Origin of the sequence: Actinospica durhamensis, assembly GCF_018139695.1 — a bacterium.
Classification (GTDB): Bacteria; Actinomycetota; Actinomycetes; order Streptomycetales; family Catenulisporaceae; genus Actinospica; species Actinospica durhamensis.
This window is the reverse complement of sequence record NZ_JAGSOG010000055.1, coordinates 19,288-38,168: the sequence shown is the minus strand read 5'-3', so window position 1 is coordinate 38,168 and position 18,881 is coordinate 19,288. Positions and strand designations below refer to the sequence as shown.

At 73.0% G+C, this 18,881-nt stretch carries 16 protein-coding genes and 1 pseudogene; 8 read left to right on the top strand and 9 right to left on the bottom strand.

The genetic code is table 11. The features are described 5' to 3' along the window. Positions 1–2,345: DNA helicase PcrA (gene pcrA / locus KDL01_RS13790; RefSeq protein ID WP_212528859.1), on the top strand; the 2,345-nt coding region annotated here is incomplete at its 5' end. A gap of 26 nt (positions 2,346–2,371) precedes the next feature. Here pcrA and KDL01_RS45230 read toward each other — a convergent pair. The 5 genes from KDL01_RS45230 to KDL01_RS13765 form a co-directional block, all read right to left on the bottom strand. Continuing rightward, on the bottom strand, positions 2,372–3,901 hold the full coding sequence (locus KDL01_RS45230) for a DUF1906 domain-containing protein (protein WP_212528858.1): 1,530 nt from the start codon (positions 3,899–3,901) through the stop codon (positions 2,372–2,374). 121 nt (positions 3,902–4,022) lie between these two features. Beyond that, positions 4,023–4,670: a LuxR C-terminal-related transcriptional regulator gene (locus KDL01_RS13780; protein ID WP_212528857.1), complete on the bottom strand. Its 648-nt coding sequence runs from the start codon at positions 4,668–4,670 to the stop codon at positions 4,023–4,025. A 5-nt stretch (positions 4,671–4,675) separates the two neighbouring features. Next, complete coding sequence (locus KDL01_RS13775; RefSeq protein ID WP_212528856.1) at positions 4,676–5,920, bottom strand: sensor histidine kinase; 1,245 nt, start codon at positions 5,918–5,920, stop codon at positions 4,676–4,678. 25 nt (positions 5,921–5,945) lie between these two features. Further along, positions 5,946–6,779, bottom strand: coding sequence for an ABC transporter permease (locus KDL01_RS13770; protein WP_212528855.1), 834 nt, complete (start codon positions 6,777–6,779; stop codon positions 5,946–5,948). 91 nt (positions 6,780–6,870) lie between these two features. After that, positions 6,871–7,671: an ABC transporter ATP-binding protein gene (locus KDL01_RS13765; RefSeq protein ID WP_212528854.1), complete on the bottom strand. Its 801-nt coding sequence runs from the start codon at positions 7,669–7,671 to the stop codon at positions 6,871–6,873. A gap of 225 nt (positions 7,672–7,896) precedes the next feature. On the opposite strand from KDL01_RS13765, the gene icmB reads away from it, so the two are divergent. From icmB to KDL01_RS43315, 5 genes and pseudogenes are all read left to right on the top strand, one after another. Then, positions 7,897–8,298, top strand: a complete 402-nt coding sequence (gene icmB / locus KDL01_RS13760) for a coenzyme B12-dependent isobutyryl CoA mutase small subunit (RefSeq protein WP_212528853.1) — start codon at positions 7,897–7,899, stop codon at positions 8,296–8,298. A 227-nt stretch (positions 8,299–8,525) separates the two neighbouring features. Continuing rightward, positions 8,526–9,698 carry an ADP-forming succinate--CoA ligase subunit beta gene (sucC, locus tag KDL01_RS13755; RefSeq protein ID WP_212528852.1) on the top strand — a complete coding sequence of 391 codons (1,173 nt, stop codon included), beginning with the start codon at positions 8,526–8,528 and terminating at the stop codon, positions 9,696–9,698. Between the two features lie 16 nt (positions 9,699–9,714). Next, positions 9,715–10,596 carry a succinate--CoA ligase subunit alpha gene (gene sucD, locus KDL01_RS13750; RefSeq protein ID WP_212528851.1) on the top strand — a complete coding sequence of 294 codons (882 nt, stop codon included), beginning with the start codon at positions 9,715–9,717 and terminating at the stop codon, positions 10,594–10,596. A gap of 89 nt (positions 10,597–10,685) precedes the next feature. After that, positions 10,686–11,243 (top strand): YbaK/EbsC family protein, encoded by a 558-nt coding sequence (locus KDL01_RS13745; protein WP_212528850.1) that lies wholly within the window; start codon positions 10,686–10,688, stop codon positions 11,241–11,243. 125 nt (positions 11,244–11,368) lie between these two features. After that, positions 11,369–12,610, top strand: a pseudogene (locus KDL01_RS43315) (cell division protein PerM); the annotation flags it as partial. Positions 12,611–12,760: 150 nt separating this feature from the next. Here the strand turns inward: KDL01_RS43315 and KDL01_RS13740 are convergent. The 4 genes from KDL01_RS13740 to KDL01_RS13725 all read right to left on the bottom strand — a co-directional run bounded on the left by KDL01_RS13740 (position 12,761) and on the right by KDL01_RS13725 (position 16,458). Beyond that, positions 12,761–13,987 (bottom strand): RDD family protein, encoded by a 1,227-nt coding sequence (locus tag KDL01_RS13740; RefSeq protein WP_212528849.1) that lies wholly within the window; start codon positions 13,985–13,987, stop codon positions 12,761–12,763. Between the two features lie 51 nt (positions 13,988–14,038). Further along, positions 14,039–14,944: an RDD family protein gene (locus tag KDL01_RS45225; RefSeq protein ID WP_212528848.1), complete on the bottom strand. Its 906-nt coding sequence runs from the start codon at positions 14,942–14,944 to the stop codon at positions 14,039–14,041. 77 nt (positions 14,945–15,021) lie between these two features. Further along, entirely contained in the window at positions 15,022–15,456 is a 435-nt protein-coding gene (locus KDL01_RS13730) for a DUF2752 domain-containing protein (RefSeq protein ID WP_212528847.1), read from the bottom strand. Continuing rightward, positions 15,457–16,458: a hypothetical protein gene (locus KDL01_RS13725; protein WP_212528846.1), complete on the bottom strand. Its 1,002-nt coding sequence runs from the start codon at positions 16,456–16,458 to the stop codon at positions 15,457–15,459. A gap of 131 nt (positions 16,459–16,589) precedes the next feature. Between KDL01_RS13725 and purN the strand changes: the two genes are divergently transcribed. Both purN and purH read left to right on the top strand, forming a co-directional pair. Next, positions 16,590–17,228 carry a phosphoribosylglycinamide formyltransferase gene (purN, locus tag KDL01_RS13720; protein WP_307846304.1) on the top strand — a complete coding sequence of 213 codons (639 nt, stop codon included), beginning with the start codon at positions 16,590–16,592 and terminating at the stop codon, positions 17,226–17,228. Beyond that, positions 17,225–18,847 (top strand): bifunctional phosphoribosylaminoimidazolecarboxamide formyltransferase/IMP cyclohydrolase, encoded by a 1,623-nt coding sequence (gene purH / locus KDL01_RS13715; protein WP_212528845.1) that lies wholly within the window; start codon positions 17,225–17,227, stop codon positions 18,845–18,847. The genes purN and purH overlap by 4 nt, the downstream gene beginning before the upstream one ends. Positions 18,848–18,881 lie beyond the last annotated feature (34 nt).

Genomic DNA, 18,881 nt, shown 5'->3' with positions numbered 1-18,881 from the left:
CCTCGCTCGCCCCCGACCAGAACGCGGCCGCCGCGCACGAGCAGCAGCCGCACCCCCACCCGCACCACCAGCGCAGCGCGGCCGAACTGCTCGAGGGGCTCAACCCGTCCCAGCGCGAGGCGGTCGTGCACTCCGGCGGCCCGCTGCTCATCGTGGCCGGCGCCGGGTCGGGCAAGACCCGCGTGCTCACCCACCGGATCGCCTACCTGCTCGGCGAACGCGGCGTGCACCCGGGCGAGGTCCTGGCCATCACCTTCACCAACAAGGCCGCCGCCGAGATGCGCGAGCGGGTCGAGGCGCTGATCGGGCCGCGCGCCCGGATGATGTGGGTCTCCACCTTCCACTCGGCCTGCGTGCGCATCCTGCGCCGCGAGCACGAGCACCTGGGCCTGCCCTCCTCCTTCACCATCTACGACGCCGACGACTCGCGCCGGCTGATGACGCAGGTGGCCAGGGACCTCGACCTGGACGTCAAGCGCAACCCGCCGCGCGGCCTGCTCGCCGCGGTCTCCGCCCTCAAGAACGAGCTGGTGGACCACGAGAGCGCGCGCGACGCGGCCGAGTCGGACCGCGAGGCGCTGATCGCCGAGGTCTACAGCGTCTACCAGAACCGGCTGATCGCCTCGCGGGCGCTGGACTTCGACGACCTGATCATGACCACGGTGAACCTGTTCCAGGCGTTCCCCGCGGTGGCCGAGAGCTACCGGCGCCGGTTCCGGCACGTGCTCGTGGACGAGTACCAGGACACCAACCAGGCGCAGTACGTGCTGGTGCGCGAGCTCGTCGGCACCTCAGCGGCCTCGTCGCCGGCCGGCTCGGGCGCGCCTGTCACCGAGGACGGCCCGGTTCCGCCGGCCGAGCTGTGCGTGGTGGGCGACGCGGACCAGTCCATCTACGCCTTCCGCGGCGCCACCATCCGCAACATCCTGGAGTTCGAGGCGGACTACCCGGACGCCAAGACCATCCTGCTGGAGCAGAACTACCGCTCCACCCAGACCATCCTGTCCGCCGCGAACGCGGTGATCGAGCGCAACCGCGGCCGCAAGCCGAAGAACCTGTGGACCGACTCGGGCCAGGGCGAGCCGATCGTCGGCTATGTCGCCGACAGCGAGCACGACGAGGCCGCGTTCGTGGCCAACGAGGTGGACCGGCTCACCGACGAGGGCCTGGCCAAGCCAAGCGACGTGGCGGTGTTCTACCGCACAAACGCGCAGTCGCGTGCGTTCGAGGAGTGCTTCATCCGGGTCGGGCTGCCCTACCGCGTGGTCGGCGGCGTGCGCTTCTACGAGCGCAAGGAGGTCAAGGACGTCCTGGCCTATCTCAGGGCCCTGGCCAACCCGGACGACTCGGTCTCGCTCAAGCGCGTGATCAACGTGCCCAAGCGCGGCATCGGCGACCGGGCCGAGGCGATGCTGGACGCGCTCGCCGCCCGCGAGCGCATCTCCTTCGGCGCCGCGGTGGACCGCGCGGACGAGGCGTACGGCCTCGCCGCCCGCTCCCTCAACGCGGTCAGGGGCTTCGCCGCGCTGATGGCCGACCTGCGGGGCAAGGTGGCCGAGGGCGCCGGACCCTCCGAGGTGCTCGAGGCGATCCTGGAGCGCACCGGCTACCTGGCCGAGCTGCAGGAGTCCACCGACCCGCAGGACGAGAGCCGGGCCGAGAACCTGCAGGAACTCGTCGCGGTCGCGCACGAGTACGAGGGCGCCGAGGGCTCGGAGGGCGTCACCGGCTTCCTGGAGCGGGTGGCCCTGGTCGCCGACGCGGACCAGCTGCCGGACGGCGGCGAGGGCATGATCACCCTGATGACGCTGCACACGGCCAAGGGCCTGGAGTTCCCCGTGGTCTTCCTCACCGGCCTCGAGGAGGGCGTCTTCCCGCACACCCGCGCCCTCGGCAACGTCCAGGAGCTGGAGGAGGAGCGCCGGCTCGCCTACGTCGGGATCACCCGCGCCCGCCAGCGCCTCTACTTCTCCCGTGCCGTGCTGCGCTCCGCCTGGGGCGCGCCGTCCTACAACCCGCAGTCCCGCTTCGTCGAAGAGGTCCCGCAGGAGCTGATCACCTGGGAGCGCGAGGCCCCGGCCCCGTCCTCCACCGCCTTCGGCACCCAGACCCCGGCCCTGACCGCCTCGGCGAACAAGTCGCGCAAGACCGGCTTCAAGTCCCTCGGCACCTCGGGGCGCGAACCCGTCTCCGTCGTGCCCGGCGACCGCGTCGTGCACGACACCTACGGCCTCGGCACCGTCGTCGCCGTCGAGGGCCGCACCGGCGAGCACGCCACCGTCGACTTCGGCTCCGAAGGCGTCCGCAAGCTGGTGCTGGCCTTCGCCCCGCTGCAGAAGCTGTAGCGCGGGCCTGTGGCGGGCAGAGCGCCTCAGCTCGTCGGAGTCGGGATCCGGCTGCAGGGGAGCGAGTCGCGGGGCTCGACGATGGTGGTGCCGCCTGAGGTGACGGCGGCGGCGCAGGTCTGGCCGAGGTTGAAGTAGTCCTCGTCGACGTTCATGGTCACGCCGCCGTAGGTGGCGTTCTGGTCGCCCTCGAACTGGTGCACGCGGTGCAGGTTCCAGTGGCCGGCGGTGTCGGAGCCGGGGTCGTCGTCCTGCTGGCCGTTCCAGTTGGCGACGTCCATCACGTCGGGCTCGGTGACGCCGGACTGGCCGAGGGCGGCGACCATCGCACCCTGGGCGCCGTTCTCGTTGCCGTAGAGGCCCGACTGGTAGCCGAGGGCGTGCAGTTCGGCGGTCCAACTGGTGACGAACTGCTGGGTCGTGGCGTTCTCGGCCGCGCTGTAGGCGGCGCCGCTGCTGTGGCTCTCCATGTCGTAGTAGAGCACCGCGCCCTCGCCGATGCCGAGGGACGAGGCCTGGGCGGCCGCGTCGTCGGCGGCGGCCTTGCCCTGGGCGGCGGGGCTCGTGATCTCGGCGCTCACGACCTGCGGGCCGATGTAGAGCGGCAGCAGGTGCCAGCCGGCCGCGGTCTGGGCGGTCACCCACGCCGCGTTCAGGTTCTCCTGGGCGCACGCGCGTTCGGCGCCGCCGAAGTAGATGCCGACCGCGATGAACGGCGAGGCGCCCCACGCGGTCATGTCGGCGGTGCTCGGCGCGTCGCAGGCGTCGAAGCCGGTGCCGTGCGCGGTCGCGGTGAACCGGGCCACGACGGCGGGGGTGATCGGGCCCGTGTACGGCGTGAGGTTCGCGTGCACCACGCCCGCGGCGGCCGAGGTGCTCACAGTGCCCTGATCCACCACCGGGGTCGGCACGCCGCCGCTGGCCAGGATCCGGGCGACCTCGGCGCGGTCGGCGGTGGCGTAGGACGCGGTGATCCGGGCGTTCGGGAGGGTGGCGGTGATGCGGCGCTCGATCGGGCTGTCCTGGGCGCTCGCGGCCGCGGTCGAGGCGGCCGGCTGGACCACGATCGCGCCCTCGACCGGCGCGGCGGTCTGCGCGCCGCAGGACTGCTCGGCGGACGGGGTGCCCAGGTAGACGGCGTGCACGTCGAAGCGCACGCACGTGTTCGGGGCCTGAGAGAGGTTCACCACGGACCAGTCGGCGGGGACGGTGAAGGTGTGGCCGAGGTAGGACACCGCCTTCGTCGCGGACGCGTCCTGGCCCGCGGTCCCGGTGAGGCTTCCGGTCGCGCCCGAGGTGCCGCTCGTGCTGCCGTCGGACCCGCTGCCGGCCGAGCCGTCGCCGAGGCCGGAGGCCCCCGGGCTCGCGGCCGAGCCGGTGGGGATCTGCACGGTGCCGTTCGCGCCGCCCGGGCCGTCGCCGTGGGCGCTGCCGGCCGCCGCGTCGCTCGAACCCCCGCCGTGCAGCGTCGCCGCGACGGCGATGCCGGAACCGGCCAGCGCGAGCACGCCGGTCACTGCGAGCAGCCGCAGCCGCGGACGCGAGCCTGTACGCACGGTGCCCCCCATACTTCCCCACACATGTCCGCAAGCCACGGACACGCCGCTGGGCCCTTACGGACCGCGTAGGGGAGCTTAGCCCGGTGGTCCGACCACTCCGGGGTTTGTCGTCGAGTTGTTACTCGACTCCGAGATATCGCAACACAGCCAGGACTCTGCGATGGTCGGAACCGGACACCGGGAGCTCGAGTTTGCTGAAGATGCTCGCCACGTGTTTCTCCACCGCGCGCTCGGTGACGAACAAAGCGGCGGCGATCGCGCCGTTCGAGCGGCCCTCTGCCATCAGCCCGAGCACCTCGCGCTCGCGCGGGGAGAGCGTCTCCAGGGTGCGTCGTCTCTGGCTGGCGCCGAACAGCTGGGTGACCACCTCCGGGTCGAGTGCGGTGCCGCCGGCCGCGACCCGGGCGAGTGCGTCCATGAAGTCCCGGGTGTCCATCACCCGCTCCTTGAGCAGATAGCCGACCCCGGCCGAATTCCCGGCCAACAGACGGCTGGCGTACTGGGTCTCCACATACTGCGAGAAAATCAGGATCCGCAGTCGGGGGTTGGCCGCGCGCAGTTCGATCGCCGCGCGCAGCCCCTCGTCGGTGTGCGTCGGGGGCATCCGGATGTCCGAGACCACCACCTCGGGCGCGTGTTCGAGCACGGCGGCGCGCAACGCCTCGGCGTCGGGCACGGCGGCGAGCACCGTGTGCCCCTCGTCCTCGAGCAGGCCGACCAGGCCCGCCCGCAGGATCGGCGAGTCCTCCGCCACCACGATCCGCATCGGTTTCAGTGTCCTTCCGCTGGTTCCGGGCGCGCGTCGTGCACGTCCCGCGCGGGCAGTTCCACGACCACCGTGGTCGGACCGCCCGCCGGGCTGTTGACGCTCACCTGTCCGTCGAGGCCGCGCACCCGCTCGGCCAGGCCCCGCAGGCCGGAGCCGTGGCTGCGCGCGTCCGCGCCGCCGCGGCCGTCGTCGGTCACGATCAGCCGGGCCGAGCCGAGGCCGTCGCCGAGCACGCTGACCGCGACCGCGTTCGCCCCGCTGTGCTTGCCCGCGTTGGCCAGCAGCTCCGCCGCGGCGAAGTAGAGCATGGTCTCGGCGGCCGAGGGAAGCCGGGCCGGCAGCGCCACCCGGACCGTCGTCGGGATCTGGGTGAGCGAGGCCAGCGTGACCAGCGCGGGCTCGAGGCCGCCGTCGAGCGCGGGCGGATGGATGCCCCGGACCAGGTCGCGCAGCTCCTGGATGATCTCCTTGGTCTCGGCCCGGGACTCGCGCAGCAGCGCCAGGCCGGCCTCGGCGCGGCCGCGCTCGAACTGGCTCTCGGCCCGGCCCAGCCGGATGCCGAGCGCGACCAGCCTGGCCTGGGCGCCGTCGTGCAGGTCCCGCTCGATCCGGCGCAGCGTGGCCGAGGCCTCGTTGATCGCGTGCGTCCTGGTCTGCTCGAGTTCGCGGATCCGCAGCGAGTCCTCGGTGGGGCCGAGCAGCCGCCGGGCCAGGGCCACGTCGAGCAGCAGGACCAGGTCGGTCAGCGACGGCGCGGCCAGGAACAGCACGGCGCCGACCACCAGCACGGCCGTCATGTTCAGGTGCGCGCCGGAGACGGCCACGCCGAGCAGCGCCACCGGCAGCAGCAGCCGGAACCCGACGCCGACCACGATCTCGAAGCCGAAGAACAGCACCTTGACGAAGACGTGCGCGAGCGCGCGCCAGCCGATCTGCTCGGCGTAGTGGTAGAGCACGAAGCCGAGGGCGCCGGGCCGGCGCCGCGCCCGCACCGGCGTCGGGATGTCCACGTCGATCAGGTTCCTGGCCAGGCCGCGGTAGGCCGAGCCGACGGACCGGCAGAAGGCCAGCGTCGGCGGCGCCAGCACCAGGGCCGGCACGCCAGCGCCCAGCGCAGAGACCGCGATGGCGGCACTGATCACGATCAGCGCGCCCACGGTCAGGAAGGGCTGGCACAGGCAGTAGACGAACGCACGCCCGGAGCGTGCGGTGAAGGGCTCCCACAGCACGCGCCGGGCAACGTCCATTGCTCGATTCTTTCTCATCGCCGGGTCACACGTCGCGCTTCTTGACGGTGTGGAGCGCGCTCGCGCCGAGCACGGCCACCCAGCCGAGCAGGATCAGCAGGCCCTGCGCCGGCGAGTAGACGTTGCTCGCGTTGTGGCCGCTGCCCATGATCACGGTCGCACCGCTGGGCATCGCCCCGGCCAGGTGCTTGCCGACGGAGCCGGGGATCATCCCCACCACGCCGGCCAGGACGAACTGCATGGCCAGCACCATGCTGATGCCCGCCGCGGGGTGGCGCAGCAGCGTGCCGAGGGACAGCGCGACCAGGCCGATCAGGGTCATGTAGGCGCCGAAGCCGAGCACCGCGTGCAGCGAGGTCGGGTCGGTGATCGAGACCACGGAGTGCGCGCGCACGATCCGGGAGCCGATCAGGAAGCAGGCCACTGCGACGACCTCGGAGAGCACGAACACCGCGGCGGCGAGCGTGGCGGCCTTGGCCAGGAGAGCGGAGGTGCGCCGAGGGGCGGCCAGCATGGTCGCCCGGATCATGCCGGTGGAGTACTCGGAGGCGATCAGCAGCACCCCGAGGACGCACACCGCCAGCTGCGCGAACTGGGCCGCCGGCTGCAGGATCAGCCCGACGGTGTCGGTGCGGAACTGGCTCTGGGTGGCGGCGTCGAGGTGCGGGTAGTCGTGCGTGTAGGTCGCGGTGGCGGCGACGGTGAAGCCCAGGCTGACCACGGTCATGACACCGAGCGACCACCAGGTGGAGCGCAGCGAGGTGAACTTGGTCCACTCGCTGCGGACGAGGTCGGTGAAGCCGGGCCGGTGCGTCGGACGCACGGCGGAGTCGGTGCGGAGCAGGGCGGCGGTGCTCATCGTTGCCTCACAGGGTTGACGGAGAGTTGGCACGGGACAGGGTTGACGCAGAAGGCTGACGGGGATGGTGCGGTCGGTCGGCGCCGCGGTCTCAGTGCGCCGAGTACTCCGCCGCGCCCGCGGTCAGGCGCATGAACGCCTCCTCGAGCAGCGCGGGCCTGGCCACCTGCGGGGTGGCCGCGTAGACGGCCGGGTCGGTGTGCCGCTCGATGAACTCGGCGGTCGGGCAGTCGGCCAGCAGCCGGCCCTGCCCGATCACCAGCAGGTGGTCCGCGGTGACCGCCATCTCGTTCATCAGGTGCGAGGAGACCAGCACCGCGCGCCCCTCGGCGGCCAGCTGCTTCATCAGGGTCCGGATCCACAAGATCCCCTGCGGGTCGAGGCCGTTGACCGGCTCGTCGAGCAGCACGATGCGCGGGTCGCCGAGCAGCGCGGCCGCGATGCCCAGGCGCTGGGCCATGCCCAGGGAGAAGCCGCCGGCCCGCTTGCGCGCCACCGAGGAGAGCCCCACCAGGTCGAGCACCGCGTCCACCCGCGCGTCCGGCAGGGCCTGGGAGCGGGCCAGGGCGAGCAGGTGGCCGCGGGCGCTGCGGCCCTTGTGGAACGCCTTCGCGTCGAGCAGCGCGCCCACCCGGGTCATCGGCGCGATCAGGGCGGCGTAGGGCCGGCCCTCGATCAGCGCCTCGCCCGCCTCCGGCCGCTCGAGGCCCAGCAGCAGCCGCATGGTGGTGGACTTGCCCGCCCCGTTCGGGCCGAGGAAACCGGTCACCCGGCCCGCGTGCACCGCGAAGCTCAGGTCCGCGACGGCCGTGCGGCCGCCGTAGGACTTCGTCAGCCCGCGCGCCTCGATCGCCGGGGCCGCGTCGAACGTGTGCGTGTTCGCTGTGGTCATGCCTCAAGGCTGGCGTTCGGGGCCGATCCGCCGCGACGGCGCGGCCACCCGAGTCGGGGGTCGTGCCAGCACCACCCCGGCCCGACCCCGGCCGCCCGGATCCGTGCCCGACGTCACACGTGTCCGGGCAGTCACGGACCCGGGCCTCGGTTACCCTTCGAACCGTCCGGTCGAAAGTGTCGAGCGCACAGGCGCTCCATCGGCCGAGATCACAAAGGAGTGGTCATGAGCGAGAACACCGCACCCATCCGCGTCGTCATCGCCAAGCCCGGTCTGGACGGGCACGACCGCGGCGCGAAGGTGGTGGCGCGGGCCCTGCGGGACGCGGGCGTCGAGGTCGTCTACACCGGGCTGCACCAGATGCCCGAGCAGATCGTGGCCACCGCAATCCAGGAGGACGCGGACGGTATCGGCATGTCGATCCTCTCCGGCGCCCACATGACGCTGTGCCCGCGCGTGGTCGAACTGCTCAAGGAGAAGGACGCCGCGGACATCAAGGTGTTCGTCGGCGGGATCATCCCGGACGCCGACATCCAGGCGCTGCGCGAGGCCGGCATCGCGGCCGTGTTCACCCCGGGCACCCCGACCCAGGCGATCGTGGACTGGGCCTACGCCAACCTGCGCTGAGCCCGGCCCGGCCGGGTGCGCCGATTATCGGACGGCGCCGCGCGCCGCAGCACGCCCGCGGGACCGGGTCAAGCCTTTCCGGCCCCGTCTCGCGGGCTGAGCGGCGTAGGTCACACCTGCGGCGTTCCTTGCCGGTAACCCGGACGGGATAACCTCGAATCAGCATCTAGTCCAGGACGGGGACCCCAGTGCCCCGAGCCGCAGCACGTCATTGAGGACGGACGAGCGTGGATCTTTTCGAATACCAGGCGAGGGACCTCTTCGCCAAGCACGGCGTACCGGTGCTCGACGCCAAGGTCGCCGACACTCCCGAGGAGGCCGAGGCGGCGGCTGCCGAGCTCGGTGGCAAGGTGGTCGTCAAGGCCCAGGTCAAGACCGGTGGCCGGGGCAAGGCGGGCGGCGTGAAGGTGGCCGACGGCCCCGCCGACGCCAAGGCGGAGGCCGAGCAGATCCTCGGTCTCGACATCAAGGGGCACGTGGTGCGCCGGGTGATGCTGGCCCAGACCGCGTCCATCGAGAGCGAGTACTACGTCTCGTTCCTGCTCGACCGCTCCAACCGCACCTTCCTGGCCATGGCCTCGGTCGAGGGCGGTATGGAGATCGAGGAGATCGCGGTCACCAAGCCCGAGGCGCTGGCGAAGGTGCCGGTGGACGCGACCGTGGGCGTCACCCCGGCCAAGGCCGCCGAGATCGTGGCCGCCGCGAACTTCCCGGCGGAGGTGGCCGAGCAGGTCGCCGACACGCTGGTGAAGCTGTGGGACGTGTTCGTCAAGGAAGACGCGCTGCTGGTCGAGGTCAACCCGCTGGTCAAGACCACCGACGGCGCCATCGTCGCGCTCGACGGCAAGGTCACCCTGGACGGCAACGCCGAGTTCCGCCAGCCGGAGCACGCCGCGCTCGAGGACAAGGCCGCGGCCGACCCGCTGGAGGCCAAGGCCAAGGAGAAGCACCTCAACTACGTCAAGCTCGAGGGCGAAGTCGGCATCATCGGCAACGGCGCGGGCCTGGTCATGTCCACCCTGGACGTGGTGGCCTACGCGGGCGAGGCGCACGGCAGCGTCAAGCCGGCCAACTTCCTCGACATCGGCGGCGGCGCCTCGGCCGAGGTGATGGCGAACGGCCTGGAGATCATCCTGGGCGACGCGGACGTCAAGTCGGTGTTCGTGAACGTGTTCGGCGGCATCACCGCGTGCGACGCGGTCGCCAACGGCATCGTGCAGGCCTTCGCGCTGCTGCAGGGCCGCGGCGAGGCCGTGACCAAGCCGCTGGTGGTCCGGCTCGACGGCAACAACGCCGAGCTCGGACGCAAGATCCTGACCGAGGCCGCCCTGTCGGGCCTGGAGCAGGTCGACACCATGGACGGCGCCGCCGCCCGTGCCGCCGAGCTGGCCGCGAAGTAAAGACGAGGACTGACGAATGGCTATCTTCCTCAACGAGGACTCCAAGATCATCGTCCAGGGCATGACCGGCTCCGAGGGCATGAAGCACACCAAGCGGATGCTGGCCTCCGGATCCAAGATCGTGGGCGGCGTGAACCCGCGCAAGGCCGGCGAGAAGGTGGACGTCGACGGCGTGCAGATCCCCGTCTTCGGCACCGTGGCCGAGGCCATCGCCGAGACCGGCGCCGACGTCTCGGTCATCTTCGTGCCGCCGGCGTTCGCCAAGTCGGCCGTGATCGAGGCGATCGACGCCGAGATCCCGCTGGCCGTGGTGATCACCGAGGGCATCCCGGTGCACGACTCCACCGTGTTCTGGGCGCACGCGCAGGGCAAGAAGACCCGCATCGTCGGCCCGAACTGCCCCGGCCTGATCAGCCCCGGGAAGTCCAACGCGGGCATCATCCCGGCGGACATCACCAAGGCCGGCAAGATCGGCCTGGTCTCGAAGTCCGGCACGCTGACCTACCAGATGATGTACGAGCTGCGCGACCTGGGCTTCTCCAGCGCCGTCGGCATCGGCGGCGACCCGGTTATCGGCACCACGCACATCGATGCGCTCCAGGCCTTCCAGGACGACCCGGAGACCGCCGCGATCGTGATGATCGGCGAGATCGGCGGCGACGCCGAGGAGCGGGCCGCGGCCTACATCAAGGAGCACATCACCAAGCCGGTGGTGGGCTACGTGGCCGGGTTCACCGCGCCCGAGGGCAAGACCATGGGCCACGCCGGCGCCATCGTCTCCGGCTCCTCCGGCACGGCCCAGGCCAAGAAGGAGGCCCTCGAGGCCGTCGGCGTCAAGGTCGGCAAGACGCCGTCCGAGACCGCCAAGCTGATGCGCGAGATCGTCGAGGCCCTGTAAGGGTTCTGCGCTTCTCGGTCCGTCCCCGCGTCCCCCGCAGCCGGTGAAAGGCTGCGGGGGACGCGTGCTTCCCGGGCTAAGATCGCTTCATGACGGACAGTCACATCCGAACCACCGCCGAGGCGCCGAGCGCGACACCGACCGTTCCCGAGGCGCCGTCCGACGGGGACGCCGCGATCCTGGACCGCCCCGGCGTACGCCTGGTCCGCGAGGCCCTGCGCGCGGCCGGGATCACCGGCGCGGTCCGGGTGCTGCCGGCCACCGCGTCCTCGGCCGCCACCGCCGCCGAGCAGATCGGCTGCCCGGTCGGCGCCATCGCCAACAGTCTGATCTTCGAGGCCGACGGCGCGCCCCTGCTCGTGCTGACCAGCGGCGCGCACCGGGTGGACACCACCGCGCTGGCCGAGCGGATCGGGGCGGCCCGGATCCGCCGCGCCTCGGCCGACCTCGTGCGCGCGGCCACCGGCCAGGCCATCGGCGGCGTCGCCCCGCTCGGCCACCCGGCGCCGGTGCGCACCCTGGTGGACGAGGCCCTGGCCGGGTACCCGGAGATCTGGGCCGCGGCCGGACACCACCAGACCGTGTTCCCGACCGATTTCGCCCGGCTGGTGGCGGCGACCGGCGGCGAGGTCGTCGCGGTGGACTGAGGGCGGCGGTGCGCGGCCTGCCGCGCACCCGCCCGGGACTCGCTACGCCGTGCGCCGCCGTCCCCCTCTTTCGGGTGAAGCCGCGAGCGAGCCGGACCCGGCGCCGTACGCGGGCGAGCCAGCATATGACGGTGGCCGACACCGACCAGGCGGCCGCCGGGGCCGAAGCGGACGAGCCGGGCGGGCTCGGACCGCGCCGGTCTTCGCCGCCAGGCCCCCGGCAACTGCTCGCCTACCTCCCCCCACTGCCCGAAGCCCTGCGCGACCTGCCCCGCCGCGCCCGCGCCGACCTTGCCGGACACGCCGCCGACTACCTCACCGGCGTGCGCTCCGGGCTGCTCGTCGCGGCCTGCGGCTGGCTGGTGGCGGCCGCCCTGACCCTCGCGCTGTGGTCCACCGCCGCCCCGGCCGGCGCCGACCCGCGCATCCCGCTGCGGGTGAGCGGGCAGCTCTGGCTGGCCTCGCACCACGTGCTCATGCACGCCCTCGACGGCCCGTTCGGCCTCAGCCCGCTCGGCTTCACGCTGCTTCCGCTGCTCGGGCTGTTCGTGGCCGGGCGCCGGGTGGCCCGGCGCAGGCCCGCGTACGTGCCGCGGGCGACGCTCGGGGCCGCGGTCGGCTACACCGCCGCGGCCTGCGCCATCGCCGCGTCCAGCGCCGACTCCGGGCTGCACCCGCAGTACCCGCAGGTGCTGTTCTACCCGGCCCTGATCGCGCTGGCCGGGCACGGCGCCGGGGCCGCCGACGCCGCCAGGGAGCTGATTCCCAGCGCGGCCGTCCGGCTGTGGCCGCCGCACGCGCTGCGCGGCACGCTGGCCGCACTCGGGGTGTGGATCGGCGCCGCCTCGTTCACCGCCGCGTGCGCCGTGGTCGTACACGCCGGCGAGCTCGCCACGGTCTCGCACGATATCGGCGGGGGAGCGGTCGGGCGGATCGGGCTGTTCCTGGTGGACCTGGCCCTGGTGCCCAACGCGGTGCTGTGGGCCGGCGCCGTGCTGACCGGCCCCGGCTTCGCCCTCGGCACCCACACCAGCGTGACCGTGTTCACCGTCGTACGCGGGCCGCTGCCCGACCTGCCCCTGCTCGCGGCCACCCCCGACGCGCAGCACCCGAGCACCTGGTGGGTGCTGCTGCTCGTGCTGCCGCTGCTCGCGGGCGCCGCCGGCACGCTGGTGATCGCGCGCTCGGTGCGGCCCTGGTCGGCCCGGGCCGGCTCGGCCGCGGCCATGGCGCTGCTGTGCGGCCTGGCGGTGGGGGTGCTGGAGATGTACGCGGGCGGCCCGGTCGCCTTCGGCTCGATGTCGGTGGTCGGAGCCACCGCCTGGCTGGTGGGCCTGGCGGCCGCGCTCGAGTGCGGGCTGGCCGCGGCGCTGGTGCTCGGGGTCTGGTACGCCCTGCCCGCGTCCGTGACGGCCTGGCGGCCGTGGCCCGGACGCGGGCGCGATGCGCGGTCCGCGGCACCCGGGGAGTTCGAGCAGTCGCCGGAGTACGCGGAGTTCCTGGAGTCCGCCGCCGTCTCAGGGGGCGAGGACGACCAGGGTGTGGGTGAGCTTGTCGGCGACGGTCTGGTTTTTGTTGTCCCACAGCGGCATCAGGAACCCGACGCCGAACTCGAGGGCGTGGGCCAGAGCCCGGACGAAGGCGCCGCCGAACCCGACGACCTGCCCGTCGGACTCCCGGATCAGGCGGATTCCGAGGGCCTTCTTGCCGATGCTCTGCCCCGTGGTGCCCTGCCGGTGCAGCTGCCAGAGCCCGACGACGAGCGCGTAGAGGGCGCCGACGGCCACGCCGATCAGCCCGACGGTGGTGCTGCCCCCGTGGACGGTGCCGTCGGCGGAGACGGTGACGGGCTTGGCGGTGAGGAGCAGCAGGCCGTAGCCGATCCAGGTGGGGATCAGCACGAGCGCGTCGACGAGGGTGGCGCCGACGCGCTTACCCCAGGGGGCGAGCCCTGAGTTCGCCGGCGCGAAGGTGGTGAACGGCCCCGGATTCGGGTAGCCGGGGTTCGGGTAGCCGGGCCCCGGCACGGTCGGGGCCATGCCCGGCGGCATTCCGGGGCCGGTGCCCGAGGCGCCGAGTGCGCCGGGATAGGGGGCGTACTGCGGCTGCTGCGGATATCCCTGCTGCGGCGGCATGCCGTAGGGCTGCTGCTGCGGATACCCCTGCGGAGCCTGCTGCGGGTATCCCTGCTGCGGGAACTGCTGCGGCGGCGCGCCGTACGGCTGCTGCGGGGCAACTCCGTACTGCTGCGGCGGCGCGCCATAAGGCTGCTGCGGCGGCGGTCCGTACTGTGGCGGGGCGCCGTAGGGCTGCTGGGGCGGAGCACCATAAGGCTGCTGCGGCGGGGGAGCTCCGTACTGCGGCGGCGCGCCGTAAGGCTGCTGCTGCGGGTAGCCGTACGGCCCGGGCGCACCGTAAGGCTGCTGCGGCGGCTGGGGCGGCTGCGGCTGGGACTGCGCCGGGGGTTGCGGCGGGAGCCGCGGCACGAACTGCGTGGCCGGGGCGTCCCTGTCGGATATCGACTCAGCCGTCGGGCCCCAGCTGAGCTGCGGCTTCGCGTCCTGCGGTCCGGCCTGCGGCGGTCCGGCCTGCGGCAGCGGGGACGGCGGGGGCGGCGCCTGGTTGCCCAGCACCGGGATCGCCCACTGGGTGGGCTCCGGCATGGGCTCGGACTCGGGTGTCGGCGCGTCCTGACGCGGCGTCGGCTGCGATGCGGGGTCTGACGGGGCAGAGGGGTCGGACATATCTCCGTACGCTATCCGACGGCGCGGTGCCGAACCATCTTCCCCACCCGCTCATCTGGTCTTCACGACGACGGACGAGGCGACCTTGTCGCTCCAGGTCTGCGACTTCTTGTCCCACAGCGGCCACAGGTAGTTCAGCACGCCCGGGATGATGCACACGACCCAGAACACGAAGTTCATACACAGCCGCAGGATGCCGTACGGCCCGCCCACCACCTGGCCGTCGGCGTACCGGGCGAGGCGGATGCCCGCGTAGCGCTTCCCGGTGGACTGCCCGGTCGTCCCGGCCAGCCAGGCGTTGTAGAACGCCCAGACCACGCCGAGGACGGCGATGATCCAGCCGATCACGCGCAGCCCGTGGCCCCAGTTGTAGTAGGAGAAGTCGGCCAGGTAGAAGCCCGCGGCGGCGACGACGTTGTCGATCAGCCACGCGCCCACGCGCTGGCCCCAGGTCGCGTAGGGCGGCATGCCTGCCGGGCGCTCGCCCTGCGTGCCGTAGAGGGGTCCGTACTCGGGCGGCGGGGGCGGGTAGTTGTAGCCGGGCTGCTGCTGCCCATAGCCCGGCTGCTGTTGCTGCTGGCCGTATCCGGGCTGCTGGGCATTGGCGTAGTCCGGCTGCTGTTGCTGCTGCTGGCCGTATCCGGGCGGAGGCTGCTGGCCCTGCTGCCCCTGTTGCCCGTGCTCGTCGTAGCCGGACAGCGGTGGCGGGACGGCGTCGTACGCGGTCGGATTCCCGGACTCGTCGCGCTGCGGCTGCTGCTCGAGATTGCGCAGCGCCTCCTGCTGGGCGGCCTGCTCCTCCGGGCTCTGCGGCGGCTGGTACTGGGGCTGCTGGGGATACTGCGGAGGCTGCGGCGGCTGCGCGTTGTTCACCTGCTCCGACGACGGCGCGTTCTGATTCTCCGGCTGCTGTGGCTGCTCGGGCTGCTGCGGCGTCGGATTCTCGGGCGTCGTCACCGTGGCCTCCAAGATCTGTTCGTCCGTCCCACAGATCCTGCGGCAAGCCCGGGTGGCCCGCCTTCCGGGCTACTCCGTCAGAGAAGGCCGAAGCGGTGCAGCTGCCAGACCCAGGACAGCGCGAGCACCAGCGCGAGCGGGCCGAGGCGCCAGGCGCGCGGCAGGCCGGCCCAGGACTGGATCGGGTCGAGCTGCAGCAGCGGCACGGCGAAGAAGAGCAGCGTGGCCAGGACGGTGAGCGGATTGGCCGTGAGCGCCGCGGACCAGTGGCCCGCGCCCGCCTCCATGAACACCGTGGTCGAGCCGCACAGCGGGCACGGGATTCCGGTGAGCCGGCGCAGCGGGCACAGCGCGCCGGGGTCGTGGTTCTCGTGCACCCAGGCGGCGCCGAGCGAGCAGAGCGCGGCCGCGGCCAGCCGCTCGGCCGAGGCGCGCACGCGCAGGGCCGGGCGGCGCGGGGGCAGTCGGACCCAGCGGGGCGCGAGTGCCGGACCCGGCCCGGCCGGGGTCATCTAGCCCTGCCCGGTGTAGCTGTTCTCGTAGTCGGACACGCACTTGTTCTGCAGCGCGATCGTGGTGGCCGAGCGCATACAGGTGGCGAACTGGGACAGCTGCGTGTAGAAGATCATCGAGTACGCCAGGATCATCAGCGAGATGAACGCCGCGATCGAGCTCCACACGATCGCGCTCACCGCCTCCGGGGCGCGCTTGTTCTTGCGCATCGCCGCCCGCTGCGCGAACACCCCGAGCCAGAGCCCGACCATGCCGAGCACCAGGCTCACGCCCGCGCTGATCAGGAAGGTGGGGAAGGCGGCGATGTTGGAGTAGGCGTACCACAGCGCGATCAGCATGCAGGCCGTCGCGCCCAGGGCCAGGCCGCGGGCCCAGCGCGAGCGCAGGTCCAGCGGTCCGCGCGGCTCGGCCGTCGCCCCGGGACGCTGCCCGGGACCCGAGCCGTCCGGACGCCGCTGCGGCGGTCCGAACGGACCCCACTGCCCCTGGTTCTGCGGCGGCCGCTGCCCCGGCCCCTGACCCGGGCCACCGGGACCGCCCTGGCCCTGACCGCCCTGCTGTCCCTGGCCGTTCTGGCCGCCGCGCTCGGGCAGCCGCCCGGTCCACGACGGCACCTCGCCCTGCGGCCCCGGCTTGCGCTCGCCGCCCTGGCCCTCGCCCGGCGCCTTGGCGGGGTCCTGGGGCGGCTGTCCCGGGGCGCCCTGGGGCTGCCGGCCCTGCGCCGGTTCCTGCGGTCCCTGGGCGTGCGGCGGGGCGTCCTGCGGCGGCATCGGCGGCACGGGGGGCATCGGCCAGCCGGCGTTGCCGCCGGCGCCGGTCCCGTTCGGCTTGCCGGCGCCCGGGCGCCCGACGTACCAGGGCGCCGGCTCCGGCTGGCTCTCACTCCAGCGCGGCGGCTGCGGGCCCTGCTGCGGAGCACGCTCCTCACCAGCGGCCGGCGTGTCCGGCGTGCCCTGCGCCGGCTCGGTGGGCTCGGTCTGGCTGGGCGAGGGGTCGGTCACGGTGTCCTGGGCTCCGTCTAAGTCGCTGATTGGCCCTCTCACGGTATCGATAGATATCGTTGGCCGCACATCCGCGTCCCGCTCGAAGGCGCGGTCTGGTCACAGAATCTCACAGAAAGGGAGCCGCGGTCGTGGCCTCCACTCTGACTGTCTTACCGAGCCATGCCCCCGCACGCCTCGTCGTGTTCGTCTCGGGCTCTGGCACCAACCTCCAAGCCCTGCTCGACGCCTGTCGGGACCCCGCGTACGGGGCCCGGGTCGTCGCCGTCGGCGCGGACCGCGACGGGATCGCGGCCCTCGGCCGCGCCGCCGCCGCGGGCGTGCCCACCTTCGTCCACCGGGTGAAGGACTACCCGGACCGCCCCTCCTGGGACCGCGCCATCCGCGACGCCACCGCGGCCTACGAACCGGACCTGCTGATCTGCGCCGGGTTCATGAAGCTGTTCGGCGTCGACTTCATGGCCGCTTTCCCGGAGCGGATCATCAACACCCACCCCGCCCTCTCGCCCGCGTTCCCCGGCATGCACTCCGCCAGGGACGCGCTCGAGTACGGCGTCAAGGTCACCGGCTGCACGCTGTTCGCGGTGGCCGGCGGCATCGACGACGGCCCCGTGATCGCCCAGCGCGCGGTGCCGGTCGAGGACGACGACGACGCGGACACCCTGCACGAGCGGATCAAGGTCGCCGAACGCGCCATGCTCGTGGAGTACGTCGGCCGGATGGCCCGGGGCGGCTGGAGCATCACGGATCGGAAGGTGACGGTGCGATGAGCGCGTCCCAGGAAACCAGTGCGACGAGTACGGACACGAGGAACACAGTGAGCGGAGCGGACACCGTGAAGATCAAGCGGGCGCTGGTCAGCGTCTACGACAAGACCGGGCTCGAAGACCTGGTGCGCGGCCTGCACGAGGCCGGGGTGGCGATGGTCTCCACCGGCAAGAGCGCCGCGCTCATCCGCGGCCTCGGGCTGCCGGTGACGGAGGTGGCCGAGCTGACCGGCTTCCCCGAGTGCCTCGACGGCCGGGTCAAGACCCTGCACCCGAAGGTGCACGCGGGCATCCTGGCCGACCGCCGGCTGCCGGAGCACGTCGCGCAGCTCGAGGAGCTCGGCATCGAGCCGTTCGACCTCGTGGTCTCGAACCTCTACCCGTTCCAGCAGACCGTCGCCTCCGACGCCACGCCGGACGAGTGCGTGGAGCAGATCGACATCGGCGGCCCGTCCATGGTGCGCGCCGCGGCCAAGAACCACCCGAGCGTGGCCATCGTGGTCAACCCGGCCCGCTACGGCGACGTGCTGGCCGCGCTGGCCGGCCCCGACGGCGGCTTCAGCCTGGAGCAGCGCAAGCGCCTGGCCGCCGAGGCCTTCGCGCACACCGCGGCCTACGACGCGGCCGTGGCCTCCTGGTTCGCCCGGGACTACGCCCCGGCCGACGAGACCGCGTTCCCCGAGTTCCTGGCCATGCCCTACCGCCGCTCCTCGGTGCTGCGCTACGGCGAGAACCCGCACCAGGGCGCGGCGCTGTACCTGGCCCAGGAGAGCGCGGGCACGCTGGCCGAGGCCGAGCAGCTGCACGGCAAGGAGATGTCCTTCAACAACTACGTCGACGCCGACGCCGCCCTGCGCGCCGCGTACGACTTCACCGACCCGTGCGTGGCGATCATGAAGCACGCCAACCCCTGCGGGATCGCGGTCTCGACCGAGGACGTGGCCGACGCGCACCGCAAGGCGCACGCCTGCGACCCGGTCTCCGCGTTCGGCGGCGTGATCGCGGTCAACCGTCCGGTGACGGTGGAGATGGCCCGCCAGGTCGCCGAGATCTTCACCGAGGTGCTCGTCGCCCCGGACTACGAGGACGGCGCGGTGGAGATCCTGGCCGCCCGCAAGAACATCCGCCTGCTGCGCACCCCGGCCCGGGCCCGGCGCCGAGTGGAGTTCCGGCAGATCTGCGGCGGCCTGCTGGTGCAGGAGGGCGACCTCTACCAGGCCCCGGGCGACGACCCGGCCGCCTGGCAGCTGGCCGCGGGACCGGCTGCGTCCGAGGACGTGCTGGCCGACCTGGCCTTCGCCTGGCACGCCGTGCGCGCGGTCAAGTCCAACGCGATCCTGCTGGCCCACGGCCAGGCCTCGGTCGGCGTCGGCATGGGCCAGGTCAACCGGGTCGACTCGGCCCGCCTGGCCGTGGCCCGCGCCGGAGACCGCGCGGCCGGCTCGGTCGTCGCCTCCGACGCGTACTTCCCGTTCGCCGACGGCCTGCAGGTGCTGATCGACGCCGGGGTGCGCGCGGTGGTGCAGCCGGGCGGCTCGGTCCGCGACGCCGACTCCATCGCGGCCGCCGAGGCCGCCGGGGTCTCGATGTACCTCACCGGCACCCGGCACTTCGCGCACTAGCACGCCGAGATGCGCTCGCTGAGCGCACGGCCGC

What these genes read in the sequence shown, in the direction of transcription:
- icmB (WP_212528853.1), top strand. Translation starts at nt 7,897, where the DNA reads ATGAGCGAGAACACCGCACCCATCCGCGTCGTCATCGCCAAGCCCGGT.
- KDL01_RS13770 (WP_212528855.1), bottom strand. Translation starts at nt 6,779, where the DNA reads ATGAGCACCGCCGCCCTGCTCCGCACCGACTCCGCCGTGCGTCCGACG.
- KDL01_RS13740 (WP_212528849.1), bottom strand. Translation starts at nt 13,987, where the DNA reads ATGTCCGACCCCTCTGCCCCGTCAGACCCCGCATCGCAGCCGACGCCG.
- sucD (WP_212528851.1), top strand. Translation starts at nt 9,715, where the DNA reads ATGGCTATCTTCCTCAACGAGGACTCCAAGATCATCGTCCAGGGCATG.
- KDL01_RS13765 (WP_212528854.1), bottom strand. Translation starts at nt 7,671, where the DNA reads ATGACCACAGCGAACACGCACACGTTCGACGCGGCCCCGGCGATCGAG.
- KDL01_RS13745 (WP_212528850.1), top strand. Translation starts at nt 10,686, where the DNA reads ATGACGGACAGTCACATCCGAACCACCGCCGAGGCGCCGAGCGCGACA.
- KDL01_RS13775 (WP_212528856.1), bottom strand. Translation starts at nt 5,920, where the DNA reads ATGGACGTTGCCCGGCGCGTGCTGTGGGAGCCCTTCACCGCACGCTCC.
- purH (WP_212528845.1), top strand. Translation starts at nt 17,225, where the DNA reads ATGAGCGCGTCCCAGGAAACCAGTGCGACGAGTACGGACACGAGGAAC.
- KDL01_RS13730 (WP_212528847.1), bottom strand. Translation starts at nt 15,456, where the DNA reads ATGACCCCGGCCGGGCCGGGTCCGGCACTCGCGCCCCGCTGGGTCCGA.
- KDL01_RS13780 (WP_212528857.1), bottom strand. Translation starts at nt 4,670, where the DNA reads ATGCGGATCGTGGTGGCGGAGGACTCGCCGATCCTGCGGGCGGGCCTG.